General features: G+C 54.1%; 10 protein-coding genes. 1 reads left to right on the top strand and 9 read right to left on the bottom strand.

Annotation, left to right across the window (positions count from 1 at the left end):
- Positions 1-34 precede the first annotated feature (34 nt).
- A complete protein-coding gene (locus tag LAO21_14815; protein ID MBZ5553989.1) occupies positions 35-2,548 on the top strand; it encodes an SIR2 family protein in 2,514 nt (837 codons plus the stop codon).
- A 182-nt stretch (positions 2,549-2,730) separates the two neighbouring features.
- Here LAO21_14815 and LAO21_14810 read toward each other — a convergent pair whose 3' ends face one another.
- The 9 genes from LAO21_14810 to LAO21_14770 form a co-directional block, all read right to left on the bottom strand.
- Positions 2,731-5,745, bottom strand: coding sequence for a type I restriction endonuclease subunit R (locus LAO21_14810; GenBank protein ID MBZ5553988.1), 3,015 nt, complete (start codon positions 5,743-5,745; stop codon positions 2,731-2,733).
- Between the two features lie 36 nt (positions 5,746-5,781).
- Positions 5,782-6,873, bottom strand: a complete 1,092-nt coding sequence (locus LAO21_14805) for a HigA family addiction module antidote protein (protein MBZ5553987.1) — start codon at positions 6,871-6,873, stop codon at positions 5,782-5,784.
- Positions 6,863-7,165: a type II toxin-antitoxin system RelE/ParE family toxin gene (locus LAO21_14800; GenBank protein ID MBZ5553986.1), complete on the bottom strand. Its 303-nt coding sequence runs from the start codon at positions 7,163-7,165 to the stop codon at positions 6,863-6,865. Before LAO21_14800 ends, LAO21_14805 begins: the two co-directional genes overlap by 11 nt.
- Before the next feature lie 119 nt (positions 7,166-7,284).
- Positions 7,285-8,703, bottom strand: a complete 1,419-nt coding sequence (locus LAO21_14795) for a restriction endonuclease subunit S (protein ID MBZ5553985.1) — start codon at positions 8,701-8,703, stop codon at positions 7,285-7,287.
- Positions 8,700-9,158, bottom strand: a complete 459-nt coding sequence (locus LAO21_14790; GenBank protein ID MBZ5553984.1) for a GxxExxY protein — start codon at positions 9,156-9,158, stop codon at positions 8,700-8,702. Before LAO21_14790 ends, LAO21_14795 begins: the two co-directional genes overlap by 4 nt.
- Positions 9,155-11,155, bottom strand: a complete 2,001-nt coding sequence (locus LAO21_14785; protein ID MBZ5553983.1) for a type I restriction-modification system subunit M — start codon at positions 11,153-11,155, stop codon at positions 9,155-9,157. Before LAO21_14785 ends, LAO21_14790 begins: the two co-directional genes overlap by 4 nt.
- Before the next feature lie 340 nt (positions 11,156-11,495).
- The gene (locus LAO21_14780; GenBank protein ID MBZ5553982.1) at positions 11,496-12,320 is read right to left on the bottom strand and encodes a nucleotidyltransferase domain-containing protein; all 825 of its coding nucleotides are present in this window, start codon (positions 12,318-12,320) and stop codon (positions 11,496-11,498) included.
- On the bottom strand, positions 12,317-13,549 hold the full coding sequence (locus LAO21_14775; protein ID MBZ5553981.1) for a hypothetical protein: 1,233 nt from the start codon (positions 13,547-13,549) through the stop codon (positions 12,317-12,319). Before LAO21_14775 ends, LAO21_14780 begins: the two co-directional genes overlap by 4 nt.
- A gap of 370 nt (positions 13,550-13,919) precedes the next feature.
- Complete coding sequence (locus tag LAO21_14770) at positions 13,920-17,330, bottom strand: glycosyltransferase (GenBank protein MBZ5553980.1); 3,411 nt, start codon at positions 17,328-17,330, stop codon at positions 13,920-13,922.
- Positions 17,331-17,332: the final 2 nt, after the last annotated feature.

The following is a 17,332-nucleotide window of genomic DNA, read 5'->3' as shown; positions in this document are numbered from 1 at the left end:
AATCTGGTCGATTTCATTTTCAGAAAGGTCTAGGGTGATTGACGGAAACGATCTCGAGTATCTCGAACGTCATTTGCATAGGAATGACGTCGTCCTTTTCTTGGGAGCTGGTTTTTCCACGGATGCAGTAAATTTGTTGGGCGAGAAGATTCCCACCTCACGTGAGCTTGCCAAACAAATGTGGAAATACCTCGAATATAAAGGCGATTATGATGGCACATCTCTTGGCATCCTTTATCAGGCAGCACTGAATCACAAAAAAGGACGGGACACTTTGATCCAATTCCTTAAAAGCCATTTATCAGTGTCATCAGTTCCGGCTTGGTACGCAAATATATCAAAGTGGTTTTGGTACAGGATATACTCAACTAACATAGATGATCTTGTGGAAAACATTTATCACAAATACAGCGGTGGCACTGGGATAATGAGTGTTGTCGCTCCGTGTGAATACCATGACAGAGATGCCTTTCTTCGAAGCATACAATTTATAAAACTGCATGGATCGTTGAACGATCCAGTACATGGCCTTACTTTTGGTCCATTGGAGTATGGGCGTAGAGCTGCTGAACAGGACGTTTGGTATGACCATTTTGTGCGAGACTTTACCACCTATCCTACGCTGTTTATCGGCACAGAACTGGACGAGCCACTCTTCTGGGAATACATTGCGATCCGTCAAAGACGTACTAAAGAGGTGGCTGAGAAACGGCCAAAATCGTTTATTGTTTGTCCGCAGATTTCACCCGCAAAAAGGATGGTTTTGACTGATTTCAATGTCATCCCCATAGAAGCCACGGGAAGAGATTTTTTTGAAGAGCTGACATCCTCAAGTGCTTCAATTCCACACCGGGAAGACGTCCTTCGGAACATTGACCCTTCTCTCGAAGAATTATTCGAATTCCAACGGTCCGGAATCCAATTCCCACAAATTAAGAATGCAGAGAATTTCTTTTCTGTCTTCAGGCCAGTAAAGAGCCGAGTGGTGGAAAGGACGGTCAGGAGTCATTTCCTTTTGGGGAGTCCTCCCCGGTGGGACGATATTTTTGCTGGATTCGACGCTCATAGAGACATTAACACTGAAGCAGTAGAGTTGATCAGGAGGGTTCTCTCTTCTGACTCGAAGAATACTCCAGTTGTACTTCTCAACGGGGCAGCAGGATCCGGTAAGAGCACCATCGCAAAACGCGTTTCTGCCACCTTAGTTGCTGAAGGCTTTTCCGTCTTCTTTGCCGACGGGGAGTGTCGCCCATTACCTGAATATATAATCGAATACTTGCGGTTTCTGGACCGTCGCGTGGTACTTGTCTTCGACGGGGCAACTGCTGATTTACGACTAATCTGTGAGGTGATCGCCAGATGTGACGAACTCACATCCATGCCAGCTGTCCTATTGGTAGCAAGGACTAATGAGATCGCGGTGAAGAGATACCAACTGCAGGGCGTACGAAATCTCCAAGAATTGAAAGTTCCAGATTTATCGATGTCCGATATTAAGGCAATTTTGCAGACATTGGAAACTCATGGTCTTTTGGGTTGGCTGAGACATCTCGACGTGGAAGAAAGAGTTAGGGTTTTCCAAACCAAGGCGAAGAAGCAAATCTTGATTGCAATGCGCGAGGCGACCAGAGGCAAAGGGTTCGATGAAATCATTGAGGAAGAATTTAACGAGATTCAGCCGTACAGGGCTAAATTGCTGTACCTAATTTCAGCAATTCCTTCAATGTACAATTATGCAGTCTCGCGTGGGCAGTTGATTGCATCAATGGATACCTCACCAAATGAGACTTCCAGTTTAATTGATGAAAATCTATCAGGGATACTCATCCCGACGGCGGAAGATCCACTGAAATTTCAAATTCGTCATCCATTGATCGCTGAGCATGTTATTTCTAATGCTGCGCCTAGAGATATTTTGGCCGAAGCGTATATTCGGTATTTGGAATTGTTGGCTCACGACCTCCCCCCCTCCAAGGAGCGTAGGGCAAGCAGAACATTTAAACTGTACAGAGATGTCATCAACCACAGAAGCTTGCATTTGATCTTTCTTAGACAGCAGGATATCTGCAGGAGAATATACGAATCAGTCCGCCAACACTTCGTTGGAGACGGCCAGTACTGGCTCCAATACGGGTCTTATGAGCTTGAGTTCGGAGATCTCGATTTTGCAGAAAACTACTTGCTCCAAGCCGAGGCTTTGATGCCTGATCACCCATGGGTCGGAACAGCTATGGGCTATCTATTGATGAAGAAGGGGGTCGAAGCCAAGTCGTTGATGGAAGCTAATGACCTTGTAAGACAGGGGCTTGCTAGGCTTAGACAGCAGATTGTACGAATCGGGTCCAATGACCCATATCCGTACCATGTCCTCGGAAGTCAAATGCTGGCATTTACAAATGCTTGGATTGTAAAAGAACAAAAGGCTGGAAAACTACGTGAACTGCACGCCGAGGTATTAGAGGGATGCAAAAGACATCCTCTGGACACCCAATTAAAGGTTCTTGCGGATGATATCAAGATGGCCGAACTTCAAACGGTCATCCATTGAGACCCGATTTATTGAAAGGAGATCGATGATGGGCGTCGGGTCCCTGGAAATAGCTAAGTAGCATTGGGGGATTGCAGAGACCCACCACTTTTCATAGAAACTGCCTATTCATGTGATTATTTCGCCAGTTTCTTGGGGAGAAATAGACCCCCCGTTACATGGACACTGGCAGCAGCTTGGGCTCATGTCGCCGGGGCAGCGTAGGTCACTGAGAAGATTGTGTCCGCAAGCCACTTCTTAAAAGCCGGGTTGTCTTGGAACTGTTTGAACAGTTCTGTGTGGTCCGAGAGCAACTCGACAAGCACCCGCTGCAATGCGCTGTCGTGTTCGATGCGGGCATTTTCTTTGTCGGAGTTCTTCATCGCGTTTTGGTAGGCTTTATCTGCCGACACCTTCGCTGGGATTTCCTCACTGATGACCTTCCGGATCTTGTCTGCGTCCTTCCACTCGATGTTGCCGAAAAGGTCGTTGAAGTCCCGGATGATATTGCTCAATCGGTCCATTTCCGGCTCCGGCATGCGGCCCCCACCACTCGTCGGTACGGGTTCTATCTCCGCATCCTGGTCGGGCAAGGCAATGCTCATCGAGGATTGGACTTCTACCCGATAGCTTTCCATGTCAATGGCTTCCAAGATTCCCTTGGCCATATCCGGTTCCACAGGCGCAGGCAGCTTGGGAATGAGAAAATTCAGGAAGATGGACAGTTTTTCCCATTCGGCGTTTGCGAATGGCAAGATCGAAGCCAGAAAGCCATAGGTCCGGACAAACGCTTTGGCCTTGCCCTTGAAATCCACTTGCCCATCTTCGTCGAGCGTCTCAACATAAATCGCAACACAGGCATCCAGGATCGGATCCAGTTGGTCTCTGTCGGCGCCGTTCAAATAGAGCCTCACCAGCTGGTCCACCTGATCGCTGGCATAAACCTGAAAACCGTCCAGATCCGACTTCAGATCGTGCAGTTTGTTTGGGTCAGTTTCCTCGCTCAGGATCGTCGTCCTGTAGTATGGCTCGAATGATACCCGGATCACTTCGGCGTCGTTCATGAAGTCGAGCACGAAGGTGTCATGCTTCTTGGGATGCGCCCGATTGAGGCGAGAAAGCGTCTGGACTGCCTTGATTCCCGACAGTGGTTTGTCAACGTACATGGTGTGCAGCAGCGGCTCGTCGTAACCAGTTTGGTATTTGTCAGCGCAGATCAAAAAGCGGTATGGATCCTCCTGAATTCGGTCCACAATTGTGTTGCTCGGGAACCCATTCAAAGAACTCTCGGTCACCTTACGTCCGCCGTACTCATGTTCGCCGGAAAACGCCACGATCGGCTTCCAGGGGCTCTTGCGCTCTTTCAAATAATCGGTGAACGCGTGATAGTACTGGATGGCTCTGTCAATCCCGCTGGTCACCACCATGGCCCGGGCCTTGCCGCCGATCTTACCCTTGGCAAGCACCTGGTCGTGGAAGTGATCCACCATAATCTCGGCCTTTTCGCGGATGGCCTGCTCGTGCGATTCGACGTATCGCCGAAGCTTCTTCTGAGCCTTTTTGACGTCGAACTCCGGATCGTCTTCCACCGTTTTCATCAGCCGATAGTAACTCCCCACCGGTGTGTAACTTCGCAGCACGTCCAAAATGAAGCCTTCCTGTATGGCTTGCTTCATCGTATAGCTGTGAAAGGGCCGATGCTTATGCTTTTCGCCTTCTGGAACGGGTTCGCCAAACACTTCCAAAGTTTTGTTCTTGGGAGTCGCGGTAAACGCGAAGTAACTGGCATTAGGAAGCATCTTTCGCGCTTCCATGATCCGATTGATGGCATCCTCGAAGGTTTCTTCGTCGACCTCCCCGCCTTGCTCTGAAAGTGCGATGTTCATTTTGGCCGCTGTGCGTCCGCCCTGGCTGGAGTGGGCCTCATCGATCAGGATGGCGAAGGTATGTCCCCGGTGTTCGTTGCCGATCTCGTCGAGGATAAACGGGAATTTTTGCACCGTGGTGATGATGATCTTCTTGCCTGTGGTTAGGAACTTCCTGAGGTCCCCGGAGTGTTCGGCGTGACCCACCGTTGCCGTCACTTGAGCAAACTGTTTGATTGTGTCCCGAATCTGCCTGTCGAGCACGCGGCGGTCCGTGACGACGATTACCGATTCGAAAAGGGATTTGCTCCCCCTTTCGAGGCCGACCAGTTGGTGCGCCAGCCAGGCGATAGAGTTGCTCTTGCCGCTGCCTGCCGAATGCTCGATGAGGTACCGACGACCAGCCCCCTTTTGTCGGGTATCGGCCAGAAGCTTCCGGACCACGTCAAGCTGGTGGTATCGCGGAAAGATCTGCACCTTCCTCTTTCGCCCCGTGCGCTCGTCTTTTTCCTCCACCACCTGGGCGTAGTTTTCAATAATGTCGGTCAGGCCTTCACGCGTGAGGACTTGTCGCCACAGGTAGTCGGTCTTAATCCCATTGGGATTGGGGGGATTGCCGGCGCCGTCGTTCCAGCCTTTATTGAAAGGCAGGAACCATGAGTCCTTGCTTTGAAGATGGGTGCAAAAGCGCACTTCCTGATCGTCGACGGCAAAGTGCTCCAGGCAGCGAGCAAAATGGAAGAGCAGCTCTCGCGGATCGCGGTCCCGCTTGTATTGTTGTACCGCATCGTCCACAGTCTGCTTCGTCAATCGATTCTTGAGTTCAAAGGTGGCTACGGGCAGGCCGTTGATGAACAAGCACAGGTCGAGGGCGAGCTGTGTTTCGTCCTTGCTGTAGCGCAGTTGGCGGGTAACACTGAAGATGTTGGCCGCGAACCGTTCCGCGGCCTTCAGGTTTCCGGGCGATGGAGTGCCGTAGAAGAGATCAATCTGTGCCGGCCTGTGCCTGAAGCCGTGGCGGAGCAAGTCCACCACGCCGCGCCTTTCCATTTCCCCCTGCAGCCGGCTCAGAAACTGCTGTCGCTTGGGGCCATCGGTGCTGAGAGCATATTGTTCGATAATCTTGGGTTGTGTGGCTTCGAGAAATCCCAATAGTTTCGCGAGGTCCACTGCATGGTCGCGGTCGAAATCCTTTGAATCGCCCAGCTCATAACCTGCTCCTGCGCGACTCTCGGTCAGCTCTTGAGCGCCAACAATTCGTCCAGAGGCTGGGGCGTCCAACGGGGCCCGGCCGGTAAGATGTTCTACAATGAGAGTTTCGAGCCCGGCTTCGGAGGTGTCCGTATATTTCATCGGCCAGGTTCCCTTTAAGCGACTGTCAATACGTCGTCATTGATCGGCCCATTTGAATCGTACTCGCAGGCCATTATGCCAGTTCGGTTTGAGCAGCTTGTCATGCTGCAGACGTCCTACCACAATCCCTGGGTGAACCCCAGCGCGTTTGGCGAACGTTTCAATATCAGTCGGATAGAATGCCCGCCTTCTGACAAATATTTTGTACTCTTCAGGATTGATTAACCTATCACCAGCGAATTTGTCGGCCCTCTTTTCCTGGTCGTCTTGGGCGCCAACTTCCACGCACACGGCCCTCCAGTTTTCCAGTAGAAGGTGCCCGATTTCATGAAACAAACTGAACCAGAAGATGTCGGCCCACTTCCCTCGATTGCTCATCATGAGGACAGCCTTGTCGCGCCTCAGCCAGAAGGTCGCCCCGTGGGTCCGGGTCTTCGAAAAATGGGGACACAACACCATGGCCACACCGGCTTCAGCCAGTGTCTCGCGCAGAGGTTTCAGAAATTTATCGGGAGATTGAATGGTCATTTCACGCAAGTTGTCAATCGCCTGTTCCAGCCGTGCCCGATCAAAGGGCTGACATTGAATTCCCTGTCCTCTGACCTCCCCAAATCGAAGCCATGCCGCAAGCGCCTCGGGAGAAGGCGCCCATTTGTCCGATTTCCCGCAACGAAATGCCGCCTGGTAACGGCGGAGATCTCGAACACAGGTCAGCGAGGTCACACCGAAGAAGCGCTCAAGTTCTGTAACCTTTTCGGCAAGAGTCACGCGCTTCTCCACTGCTTTGAGCCTCACCAATTCTGTATAGCAAAATCTCTTCAAAAGTCCCGATGCATCCTTCGTCTCCTGTGGCTTACCAGATTCCTGCTGTCGCGCCAGGGACAGGCGGTATTCCGCCTCCAGCCCAATCCAGATATGGGCAGGAACCCCGACCACTTTTTCAAGTTGCAGCGCGGTATCAGCGGTGATGGCCTTATCCCCCTTGAAGATTTGGCTTAACTTTGTGGCGGGTCGATCCATGCGTGCCGCCAGCTCATCCTTGGTCATACCCAACTCGCCCACGACCTCCTCCAAGTATTCTCCTGGAGGAATCGGCAGATTGGAATGAACTGCTTCTCTAGTCATCATAATGTTTGCTGACCTCCTGGATCCTAACAATCTCCAAACGCTTGCCTTCGAGGGTGAAGATCAGGCGGTATCGTCCTGTGAGATTCACTGCCCAGAACCCTCGCCGGTCCCCTTTCAGTTCGTGGCACCGGAGTCCGGGAAGTCGCTTGAGGTCCTCAATGTCCAAAGTCTCCTTGATGAGATTGATGCGCCCAATATAGCGCCGCGCCACATCTGGCCCATAGGCTTTATCGGCTCGTTGATGGTCACAGTATTCTTTTTCCAGCTTACGCGTTCGAAAGATAACTTCCACGTGATGTGCCTTGACTTGGGCTGCCGATCTTCACCTCTTGGGTAAAGATAATGACATAGGGACCCTTTGAATGTCAAATGGATTATTTACCTTTTGGGTAAAGGTCCTTTCCGCCAAGATCACTCGCTGACTTCGGCCGCCTCTTCAGTCTCAATCGCCTCGTCCACTTCGATTTCTTCGCCAGTGGCGGAGTCGTCCAACTCCTCGGCCTCCTCTAGCGCCTCCGGCTCGGCGACTTCCTCGGGCAGATTCGCAACCGCTTCACGCACATCCAGCTTGCCGGTCACCACGTCGCCGATCAGACGGGTGCGATATTCGCGGAGCAGGGCAATTTCACGCTCCATCTGATCGATCGCGCAATTCAGGCCTTGCGTGCTTTCCTCGATGGCATCAGCAATCTGCGTTTGCTCGCCCACGGGGGGATATGGGGAATAAATCTGCTTGAAATCCTCCCAATACAATCGATTGCGGTCCTTGACGATGCCACGCGAGCAGTTGTCCACCTCACTCATATAGGAGGCTGTGCGGAATAGATTGTTGAAGTAGCGGACCTCAACGCCGGCAAGCGGTCTGGCAATGACATAGGCCGGGCTCACCAATCCATCGACCGGGGCGATTCCAACCGCGCCTTGCCACATCCGCATCATGTTGTAAGCAATGTCGCCTTTGTGTGCGACCTTATACTTGGCGCGGTCGGACATAATCTGCTTGCGTATCGAATTCTCGAAGTCACGCACGCGGACGCCCGTTTTGAGCGAGACCTCCAGGATAGGAAGTTCGGCGAACCCAGTTTGGTTGCGCTGGGCAAAGAGTTGACCGTTGCGACGAACCTCCCAATGCTGCGGCACGTCGCGGAGCCATTCCACGCCAGACGGTCTCAGGCGGACGTTCGGGTCGAGGCCGCGGGTGACGGCGTGGTGGATGATGGCCTGCTTTTGCTCCTCCAGCAGTTTGATTATTTTCTGCTTCGCGCGCATGTAACGCCGGATGCGCCGGTCTGTGTGGTCGAGGAACCGGACGATGGTGGATTGTTCGTCCTTTGAAGGCATAAGGCAAGGGAGGTACTTAAAATCGTTCCAATTCAGATTCTGACGTAGACCAGAGCCGAGCCCATAGAACACTTTTTTCAAGTCGTATGCGTGAAGCAGGACGTAGCCATAGTTTCGGTCAAGAGAGTCTTTTGTGTCGAAGCACATGTAAGCCGATGTGATGATGCCCCGTTGCTGGGAGAGGCCGAAACGCAAGCTGTTCCAATCATTCTGGAGATCAGTCGGGCGAATGACGATGTCGCCCGGATCAACGATCTGGTATGTCTCAAACGAGGCTGGAACGAGGCCGTGAAGTTTCTCTGCCGGCTTGACGACGATTTGTCCATAGCTGAGGGAAAGGACGGTCGCCTCTCTCGATGCTAAGTTGGGCACCTTTTTCTCGCGATAGCAGGCACGCCCCGGAACGATTTTCCAGTGCTCCGGCACCTCCCCCAGCCACGGAACGCCGGAATCCTTCATCGCAGGATAGGACTTGAGGTCGGCAATCATGATTCTTTCCCTTCGCGTCCTTCGCGGCTTCGCGCGAGTTCCTGGTTCACGCGAAGGCGCGAAGACGCGAAATCGCGATGGTTGTTCACAACCCTCTTTACGTCTTCTTTGAAGGTGGCCGCGCCGAAATTGATCAGCAAGCCCAGCGGGAGATTCAGCAGCCGCAGGTAGGTCAACAATTGTTTGCCTTGAGCCGGGGCAAACGTTTCAACGGACTTCAGCTCCACCACAACCTTCCCCTCAACCAGCAGATCAGCCCGAAACCCCTCATCGAATTGCAATCCCTCATAGCTGATTGCGATAGGCTTCTGACGCTCGACCCGCAGCCCCCGCCACTCCAGCAGTCGGGCCAGGACAGCCTCATACACCGATTCGAGTAGGCCGGGTCCCAAGTCCTTGTGAAGGTGAAAAGCCGCGTCCACGATCTCCGAGGAGACTCCTTCGATGTTCTTCACCCCTTCTCCCCTCGCGCCTTCGCGTCTTCGCGTGAGACCCCGACGATCTCGTCCAGCAACCCTTCGGTCTCCTTCTCCAGCGCCAATATGTCGGTGCGGATCTCCTCCAGCGTTCGCAGCGGTTGCGGCTTGTAGAAGTAGCGCGTAAAGCTGATCTCGTAGCCCGTCTTGACGCTGTCGCGATCGTACCAAGCATCCGGCACGTGCGGCAGCACTTCGCGGCGGATGAACGCTTCGATTCCGCCTTTCTCCAGCAAGGGCACTTGTTCAGTGTCGCGGAGCTCGGAGTCCGGTTCATATTCGACTACGGACTTCTTGCCGTCCACCGTCGCCTCGAACAGCCCACACAGCGGATCGGCCTCGGCCCCTTTCTTGTGAATCCGCCGGACGATCGGCTGAGCAGACTCATCACGCCTGGCGCTCTCCATGAGCGCCTTTATTTCTTTCGGAATATAAACGTGGTTTGGGTCCGCATCCTTGAGCCGGAGCGGTCGCTCCACCGTCACCTTCCAGTAGCCGAAGGCGGCGTTCGGAAAAATCTTCGACTGCTCGGTCTCCTTGAACGCGAGGAACGTATCGCAGATGCGCTGGATGTCCTCTTCCGACAACTCGCAGTTCTTCTTGCCGAGGTTCTTGCGTAAAGGCTTGAACCACTGAGTTGCATCGATAAGCTGCACCTCACCCCGGCGGTGCGCAGGCTTGCGGTTGGTGAGGACCCAAACGTAGGTGGCGATGCCGGTGTTGTAAAACATGTTGAGCGGCAGCGCGATGATCGCTTCGAGCCAGTCGTTCTCGAGAATCCATCGGCGGATGTTGCTCTCGCCCTGTCCGGCATCCCCGGTGAAGAGCGACGATCCGTTGTGCACTTCCGCGATGCGACTGCCAAGCGGCGTGCCATGTTTCATCTTGGACAGCTTGTTCACCAAGAACATGAGTTGCCCGTCGCTCGAGCGGGTGATAAGACTGAACTCCGGATCGCCTCCATGTTCAATAACAAAACGCGGATCTCGAATATCGCCTTTGCCGCCCATCCGCTCGAGATCGGTCTTCCAGCTCTTGCCGTAGGGCGGGTTGGAAAGCATGAAGTCGAACTCGCGAGCGGGAAACCCGTCCAGCGAAAGGGTGGAACAATGGCGAAAGTTCTCCGCCTCTTCGCCTTCGCCCTTCAACAGGAGATCGGCTTTTGTGATGGCGTAGGTCTCGGCGTTAACCTCCTGGCCAAAAAGATGGATCGAGACCTCCTTTCCATGTTCTTTTGCCAACTCGGTGAGCCGTTGCTCCGCGACTGTGAGCATGCCACCCGTGCCACAGGCGCCGTCATAAACCAGGTAAGTGCCTGACTGGATCTGGTCGGCGATGGGCAGGAAGACCAGATCCGCCATCAATGTCACCACATCGCGCGGGGTGAAGTGTTCACCGGCCTCTTCGTTGTTCTCTTCGTTAAAGCGGCGGATTAGTTCCTCGAAGATGGTCCCCATGGCGTGGTTGTCGAGTCCGGGCAGTCGTTCCGAGCCATCCAGGTTAGGGACCGGTTGGGGTCCCAAATTGACGGAGCTGTCGAGAAATTTTTCGATCAGGCTTCCAAGGATGTCGGCTTCGACAAGCGTTTCGATCTGGTTGCGGAGTTTGAATTTGTCGAGAATCTCCTGGACGTTGGGCGAAAAGCCATCGAGATAAGTTTCGAAGTCGGCCTTGAGCTGCTGCTGCCTGGCGCGGGCCTTCAGATCGCGAAGGGTAAATGGTGAGGAATTGTAGAACGCCTGCTTTGCAGCGTCCCGAAGCGCAGCGTCCTGATTCGTGATACGGGACTTGTCGAGGCGCTTCTTCATATCCAGCACCGCCTGTTTCGTCGGTTCCAGGACGGCATCGAGGCGCCGGATGACCGTCATCGGCAAAATCACGTCGCGGTATTTTCCGCGAACGTAAATGTCGCGGAGCACGTCATCGGCGACGCCCCAAATGAAATTGGCAATCCAATTGAGGTTATTGCTGCTCATGCGCGACTCGTCCTACCTTATTGTGTTGATCTGATGATTAATCGCAGACATTTCCGAAGGGTCATCCGAGCGACTTTTCCGATCGCCCGGGCCGGGGTCAAGCCCAAGGGCTTGTCAAGCATTGTAGCGCCAAAGCCTCCGAAAAGTAATATGTTTGAAGAACGCAAATACGCTGGGGTGTCTGCTGAGCCCAGAGGGACTGTGCCCCTCTTCCAGTGACTGTCACTGTAATCAACCCCTATATGTATGAGAATGGTTTTCACTTTTCGCGTACCGGGATGGCTCTCAAGAATTGAGGGCATGAAACGCTTGCAGTTTGATTGGCATCCCCCAGGCGCACTCAACCAAAGACTTGTTTCAATCCCCAATTACAAATCTCGCGAATCCGTTCTGGAGAAAGGCTCCTGCCGCTGGCGATCAGGGCCGCTTCGCGGACGGGGTCGGTGACTTCATGGAAGAGGCTCTCTGCTGAGCGCTCTATCAGCCTGACGTTTTTCGGAGATAGTATCGGTCCGATATGATTCTTCCATTCCGCGTTCAACTCTTGAAGACGTCCGCCAAAGGTTTCAAGTGTGTCATGTATGTACAAGATGTCCTTCGGATGCCTGGTACTAGTTCGCCTCTTTTCGATCAGAAGTTTATGTGCCAGGAAAGCGGCCGGATTGGCAATTCTCACTCGTATCGCTTCCTCGAACGGAAAGCCATTCGTCTGATCCAGATCCACTGTCCAAGGAGCATTCAGTAATATTTCAATGAATCTGAGTTTCTGGGAGACCACCCCAGCGATCGTCATGGTCGAATTGCTCGTTCCGTCGCGCCGATGTTCACCCCCGGTCGATGGGGTCAAGAATTCAGCGTAGAAACCGGTCCCATCCTCCGCGAGATGATAATGGGTGACCGGAGGCTTGTCCTCCCCCATTCGATCCTCTTTGAACCCATGGTCGACGAGACATTCCCGAATATCCTTTCTTTCAACTTTCAGGTTGGATGGGAGCGCAATGTCCGCATCTACAGTGAATACTGGCATGTAGTCAAGCAGTTGTGCGCGGGCATCGAGGCGGTAAAGTCTGTGAGCCCACCCACCGATGATCACTACCTCTCCCAGCCATGGCTCAATTGAAGTGATTAATCGCGCAAATTGATCGTTCTCGCTGTTACTCCTCATTCTTCTGCCTTATGGATGGCTGGTGCAAGGACTCGGCGCCAGATCTCCTCTGCCTGTTCTTTTCCTCTGGCAGGGTGATTGGACACGTCGAGCCATACCTGGATAATGTCAGAAACTGGAACACCCTGCTGTCGGACTAGAGCACGAAAGATCGCCTCATCATTCTGAGGGATTCTCAGATAGACGTCAGGATGCCGGTCGGCGTCCTCAGTAGAGAGTCCGAGCAGTTTCAGAGCTTCGGATTCCAGCCGCTCCAGGTAAAGATACGGTGGCACGCCCCGCACAAATCCGAAGCCAAGCGCATCAGCAGCCGCATAAAGTCCTAAGCAGATTCGAGGTGGAACGCGGGGGAGTCGGCCTTCACGAGATTTTCGAGGCCGTGCTGCAGTCGCGTCCATATGTGCAACGTAGGAGCGAACCGCAAGGGAGATCTGTTCCTCGCGGCCTCTGATGATCCAGTGAGCAGGGACCTCCCGGACGCTCCTTGGGTTTGCATTCAGCCAACGCTTCATCAATTCATCAGTCCGCACGAGGCGCAACCAGCCTTTGCGTACGTCCAGAAATCCCTCAATCGATAATTGTCTGAGAAATCGGGAGGCGCTCATCACCGAAACATCCGCTGCCTGCGCGAGTTGCGTAGCATTCTGGCACCGCGCTCGGGGTGCGGACAGAAGGGATTCCGGGATATTCGCAGAGAGCAGAATTTTCAGCATCCATTGGTTGAGATCGGAGAAGATATGTGAGGGCCGCCAACGCTCCTCTGACAAAACCTGCGCGGAAGAGCCAGATCTCTCGCTGTTGAACGCTTCCAGTCCATACCCGAAAAAGACTCGGAAGCCTTCGGAGTCAATCATTCCGATTCCCACTGAGGGAACGTGGCGCATGGCGAACTGTTTGACCTGGTCCGCCGCTGAATCGGGGATATGCTTGGAAACGACTACCGCGACCGGGGCGACGGACTCAGGAAACTGCCGCGCAGCCGACTGCGCCTGCAGGATGGCTTGAGATAAAAGGGGAATTAGCCGGTCGCGCCGGCTTTCTGGGGCCCTTTTGACTTCGATGATATATTTTTTGTCTCCTGAATCAACGACAAGATCCGGGCGCCAATCTTCCGGGCCTGGTTTGAGTTCGCGCACAATGCGCCAACCCGCTCGACGAAACAGATTGGCAAGCAGGCGGACGAAATCACCCTCTCTTGACGCAGGTCGGTCCTGAAGATTGATTGGCATATGGCCACCATGGCCATGATATATAACATGGCCATGTTAATTACCACGGCCATGTTATAACTGAAACCATTGATTGTCAAGCTCAGTAAGTGTTTTAATATCATGATAGTTAAGACCATTCCATGGTCTAACCCTGTCAGGGGTGCCATTCTAGGCTGTTAACCTCCCGCGTCATCTCTCTACTGGCTTGAAAATGTATCTCACGTCGTGGGTAAGAATTGCAATTCAGATGTCACCCCTGACGGGGTTCAACCCAATAGGGAGAGAAGGGGTTCGGTAAGGCTATAAATATGTCACTCCTACGGAGTTGGGTTACCGCCGCATCAGGATGAAAGCAGGTTCTCCGCGATGAATCGCCCGGGGGTGGGCCTCACCCCATCGGCACGGTGGCTTTGCGTTCCACCTTGGCCCAGGCGACGGAGCGGCCCCGTATCGCGGCCACCACCGATTTCGCCGCGATGTAGTACATCACCTGCCGGTAGAGCAGCCGCTGCCAGAAGAGCCAGAACAGAAGTTTCCAATCTTCCTTCCACTCCAGGACAAAAGCAAGCACACAGGTGAAGTAGTCGACGGCGAGAAAGATGGCATAGAACAAAGCGATGCGCAGCAGATTGGTGGCGGAATAGGACGTCCCATGATAATGATGCTGGAGTCCGGCGAGCGCGACCGCCACGATCATAAGAAAATCCATCAGCGGCGAGATCAGCGGGAATAGGATCTGAAAGGTCACGATGTTCGGCAGCGCGATCCAGCCGAGCGAGCCGTAGCGCCGGCGCAGCAGGGTGTCTCGATGCTTCCACACCGATTGCATCGTCCCAAACGTCCAGCGGAAGCGCTGTTTGATGAAGTTCCGAATGGTGTCCGGCGCTTCCGTGTATGCCATCGCTTCGTCTTCGAAGACAATGTCGTAGCCGAGGCGCCGGATGGAGATGGTCAAATCCGTGTCTTCCGCCAGGGTGTCATTGGCGAAGCCACCCACTTTCTGAATCAGATCGCGTCGCCACGCCCCCACGGCGCCCGGAACCACCGTAATGCAGTTCAGGGCATCAAAGGCCCGGCGGTCCAGGTTCTGCGAAGTGATGTATTCCAGGGCCTGCCACCGGGTGAGCATGTTGACACGGTTGCCCACCTTGGTATTGCCGGCCACCGCTCCCACTTCCTTCTCCTCGAAATGACGCACCAGCTTGCGCATCGTATCCCGGTCGAACAGCGTGTCCGCGTCCAGGGCGATGATGATCTCAGAGACCGATTGCTCCAACCCGAAGTTCAGGGCGCCCGCCTTTCCCGTGTTTTCCTGGACAAAGAGCCGTACCCGCGGGTCCTTGCCGAAAACTTCCGTCACGCTGGCGGCCGTGGTATCCGTGGAGCCATCATCGACGACGATGACGTCGAAGCGGGGATAGTTTGAGCGGAGCAGGGTGGCGATGGTCCGCACGATCACCTTTTCCTCGTTATGCGCCGGCACGATGACGCTCACGAAGGGCGTGAAATTCTCGTTGAATTTTTCACGGTGGCGCAGGATCTCCTGGATGATGGCAAGGGTCCCGATGAAAATGAACCGGCCGATGCCAAAGACAATTCCAATCAGGAACAGCCAGTGAAAGGCGTGATCCAGCACGCTGAAAAAGGTGAAGGCGACATCATCGAGACGAGCCCGCCATTGCTCATTGCCGGGCACGGGAGGCATGACGGCATCGCGGGTCCGGCCCAGCAGGGCAGACAGTGACACCAACTCGTACCCGTTCCGGCGGAGCTCGGTGATGATACGGGGAAGCGCCACCACTGTGGCATCACGATTTCCGCCGGCATCGTGAAGGAGCAGCACGTTTCCGCGGGACGCCTGTTCGAGTACCGTCTTGACAATCTGATCCGGGTCTCTGACATACCAGTCATTGGAGTCCGGCCGCTCCCCGACCAGCAGATACCCCATATTCTGCACGACTTCGAGGGGCTGAACCTCGGCCGGGACCTCCGGTTCCGAATCGACGCCGTACGGCGGCCGGAAGAACAGCGATTCCCTTCCCAGCTTGCTTTCGAACAGCCTCTGCGTCAGGTTCAATTCAATCCCCAGCTGCCGCGCGGAAACATCCCCAATATTGGGATGCGTGAAGGTGTGGTTCCCGATCTCGTGGCCCTCCTCCACCATCCTTCGGACGATTCCAATGTTGCTCTCCGCCTCCAGACCCACCAAAAAGAAAGTGGCGGGGGCCTTGTACTCTTTCAGGACATCGAGGATCTCAGGCGTATAGTGTGGGTCAGGTCCGTCATCGAAGGTGAGCGCCATCTTGTTTTTTTGCCGGCCCCGCCGGTCAATGAGATAGCCCAACGGGAGCTTCGGGAAGGACTCATCCGTCACCAGATTGATTTGGGGATCGAGAGTCAGATCGCGCTCTCCCGTCTGGGGAACGTTCTGGATTGTCAGCAACTCGCCGTCCCCGTTGTAGTCCACATCGTACCCGTACTTCAGGGGTCGTAACTGATCCGCCACCTTGGAGTCTGTTTGGAATTCTGCAAGGACGTGCCACACCGAGGGATCCTCCGAACCGAGACGCCAGAGCGCATAACCGTGCGGGGACAGCGCTTTTGTCTGCGCAATCTGGTTGAAGATGGTCACCCCGTCGAGGAACCACACCTGGTGGACTCGATTACTCTCGTCGTAGTACTCGAAGTTTGGATTCAGGGAGTCTGGATCCAGCTCGGGACTGGCGTCGGACTCCTTGGCTGTGCGCATGGCATCCTGGAAGGTGATGGACTTCCCGGAGTAACGCTTCTTCCCCAGAACACCCCAATCATATCCATAATTCGCCAAGGCAATGACCAGCTTGTCGTGCGGGATCTTCTCAAGGCGGTCCTGAACATTGCTGAGAAACCAATCCTGCGAGGCCACCGGGCCGGGGTCCGAGTTTTCCCAGTGTTGGTCGTAATTCATCAGGACGATGAAGTCGTTCACGGCGGCATAGAATCCATAGTCGAATTCACCGTCGGAAGCGGGCAGGTCCTGCGAAACCAGGAGGTTTTCGGTGTGCAGTGCGTGATAAAGTTCCTGCATGAAGGCGTGCAGATCTCGCTGGGACTTGCGCGGGACATTCTCGAAATCGACGTTCACTCCGATGAAACCGTTCTCCTTCAGGAAGGGAACGAGGTCGTCAATCAGCCGCTTGCGGGCGTGTGGGTTCGCCAGGAATCGGGCCAGCAATTCGCTTTCCCAGACCTGCCCATTGAAATTGTTCAGCAGCGGCATGATCTTGACATCAACCTGGCCATGCTTGATGAAGTCACGGACGATCCTGGCTTTCTCCTCATCATCCTTCTTGATGAGGGTTCCGTTGGCGTCTCCGAGTTGGAGCCATTCGGGGACAAGAACGTCGATCTTATCGTAGTGGGCGAGAAACGAGGTCAAGCTGGTTGCATCCCAGTTGACAAAGAATGCGATCATGAGAGCGGAGAACTCTTTGATCGAGGTGTCGACCTGGGACTGTTTGGCCCCTTGACCCTTGTTCAGGTTTTCCAGTCGGGTTATCATCCGGTTGAGCCGGCGCTTGCGACGTTCCTTGGGCGACATTCCCGGCTTTGAGAGTTCCCCTGGGACCGGACGGTAAGCCCGCGTCAGATCCGGAAGCCCTAACGAAGTCAGGCGAGGCTGACTCAAAACATTCGCAACAAAAATCACCATGACAACCGCCAGCAGGGCGGCCAGGGAGAAGAAACCCTGTCGCCATTTCCACCAGCGGCGTTGGTGGGGATCAAAGAAAACCGGTCGATGTGAGTTCAGATCTGCCATAG

It is taken from the genome of Terriglobia bacterium, assembly GCA_020073085.1.
Taxonomy (GTDB): Bacteria; Acidobacteriota; Terriglobia; order JAIQFV01; family JAIQFV01; genus JAIQFV01.
This window is presented reverse-complemented; position numbering and strand designations above follow the sequence as displayed.

Bases quoted from the DNA above. Each gene is read 5' to 3' on its own strand.
- LAO21_14810 (MBZ5553988.1), bottom strand. From the start codon at position 5,745: ATGAAATATACGGACACCTCCGAAGCCGGGCTCGAAACTCTCATTGTA.
- LAO21_14805 (MBZ5553987.1), bottom strand. From the start codon at position 6,873: ATGATGACTAGAGAAGCAGTTCATTCCAATCTGCCGATTCCTCCAGGA.
- LAO21_14795 (MBZ5553985.1), bottom strand. From the start codon at position 8,703: ATGATTGCCGACCTCAAGTCCTATCCTGCGATGAAGGATTCCGGCGTT.
- LAO21_14785 (MBZ5553983.1), bottom strand. From the start codon at position 11,155: ATGAGCAGCAATAACCTCAATTGGATTGCCAATTTCATTTGGGGCGTC.
- LAO21_14780 (MBZ5553982.1), bottom strand. From the start codon at position 12,320: ATGAGGAGTAACAGCGAGAACGATCAATTTGCGCGATTAATCACTTCA.
- LAO21_14775 (MBZ5553981.1), bottom strand. From the start codon at position 13,549: ATGCCAATCAATCTTCAGGACCGACCTGCGTCAAGAGAGGGTGATTTC.
- LAO21_14770 (MBZ5553980.1), bottom strand. From the start codon at position 17,330: ATGGCAGATCTGAACTCACATCGACCGGTTTTCTTTGATCCCCACCAA.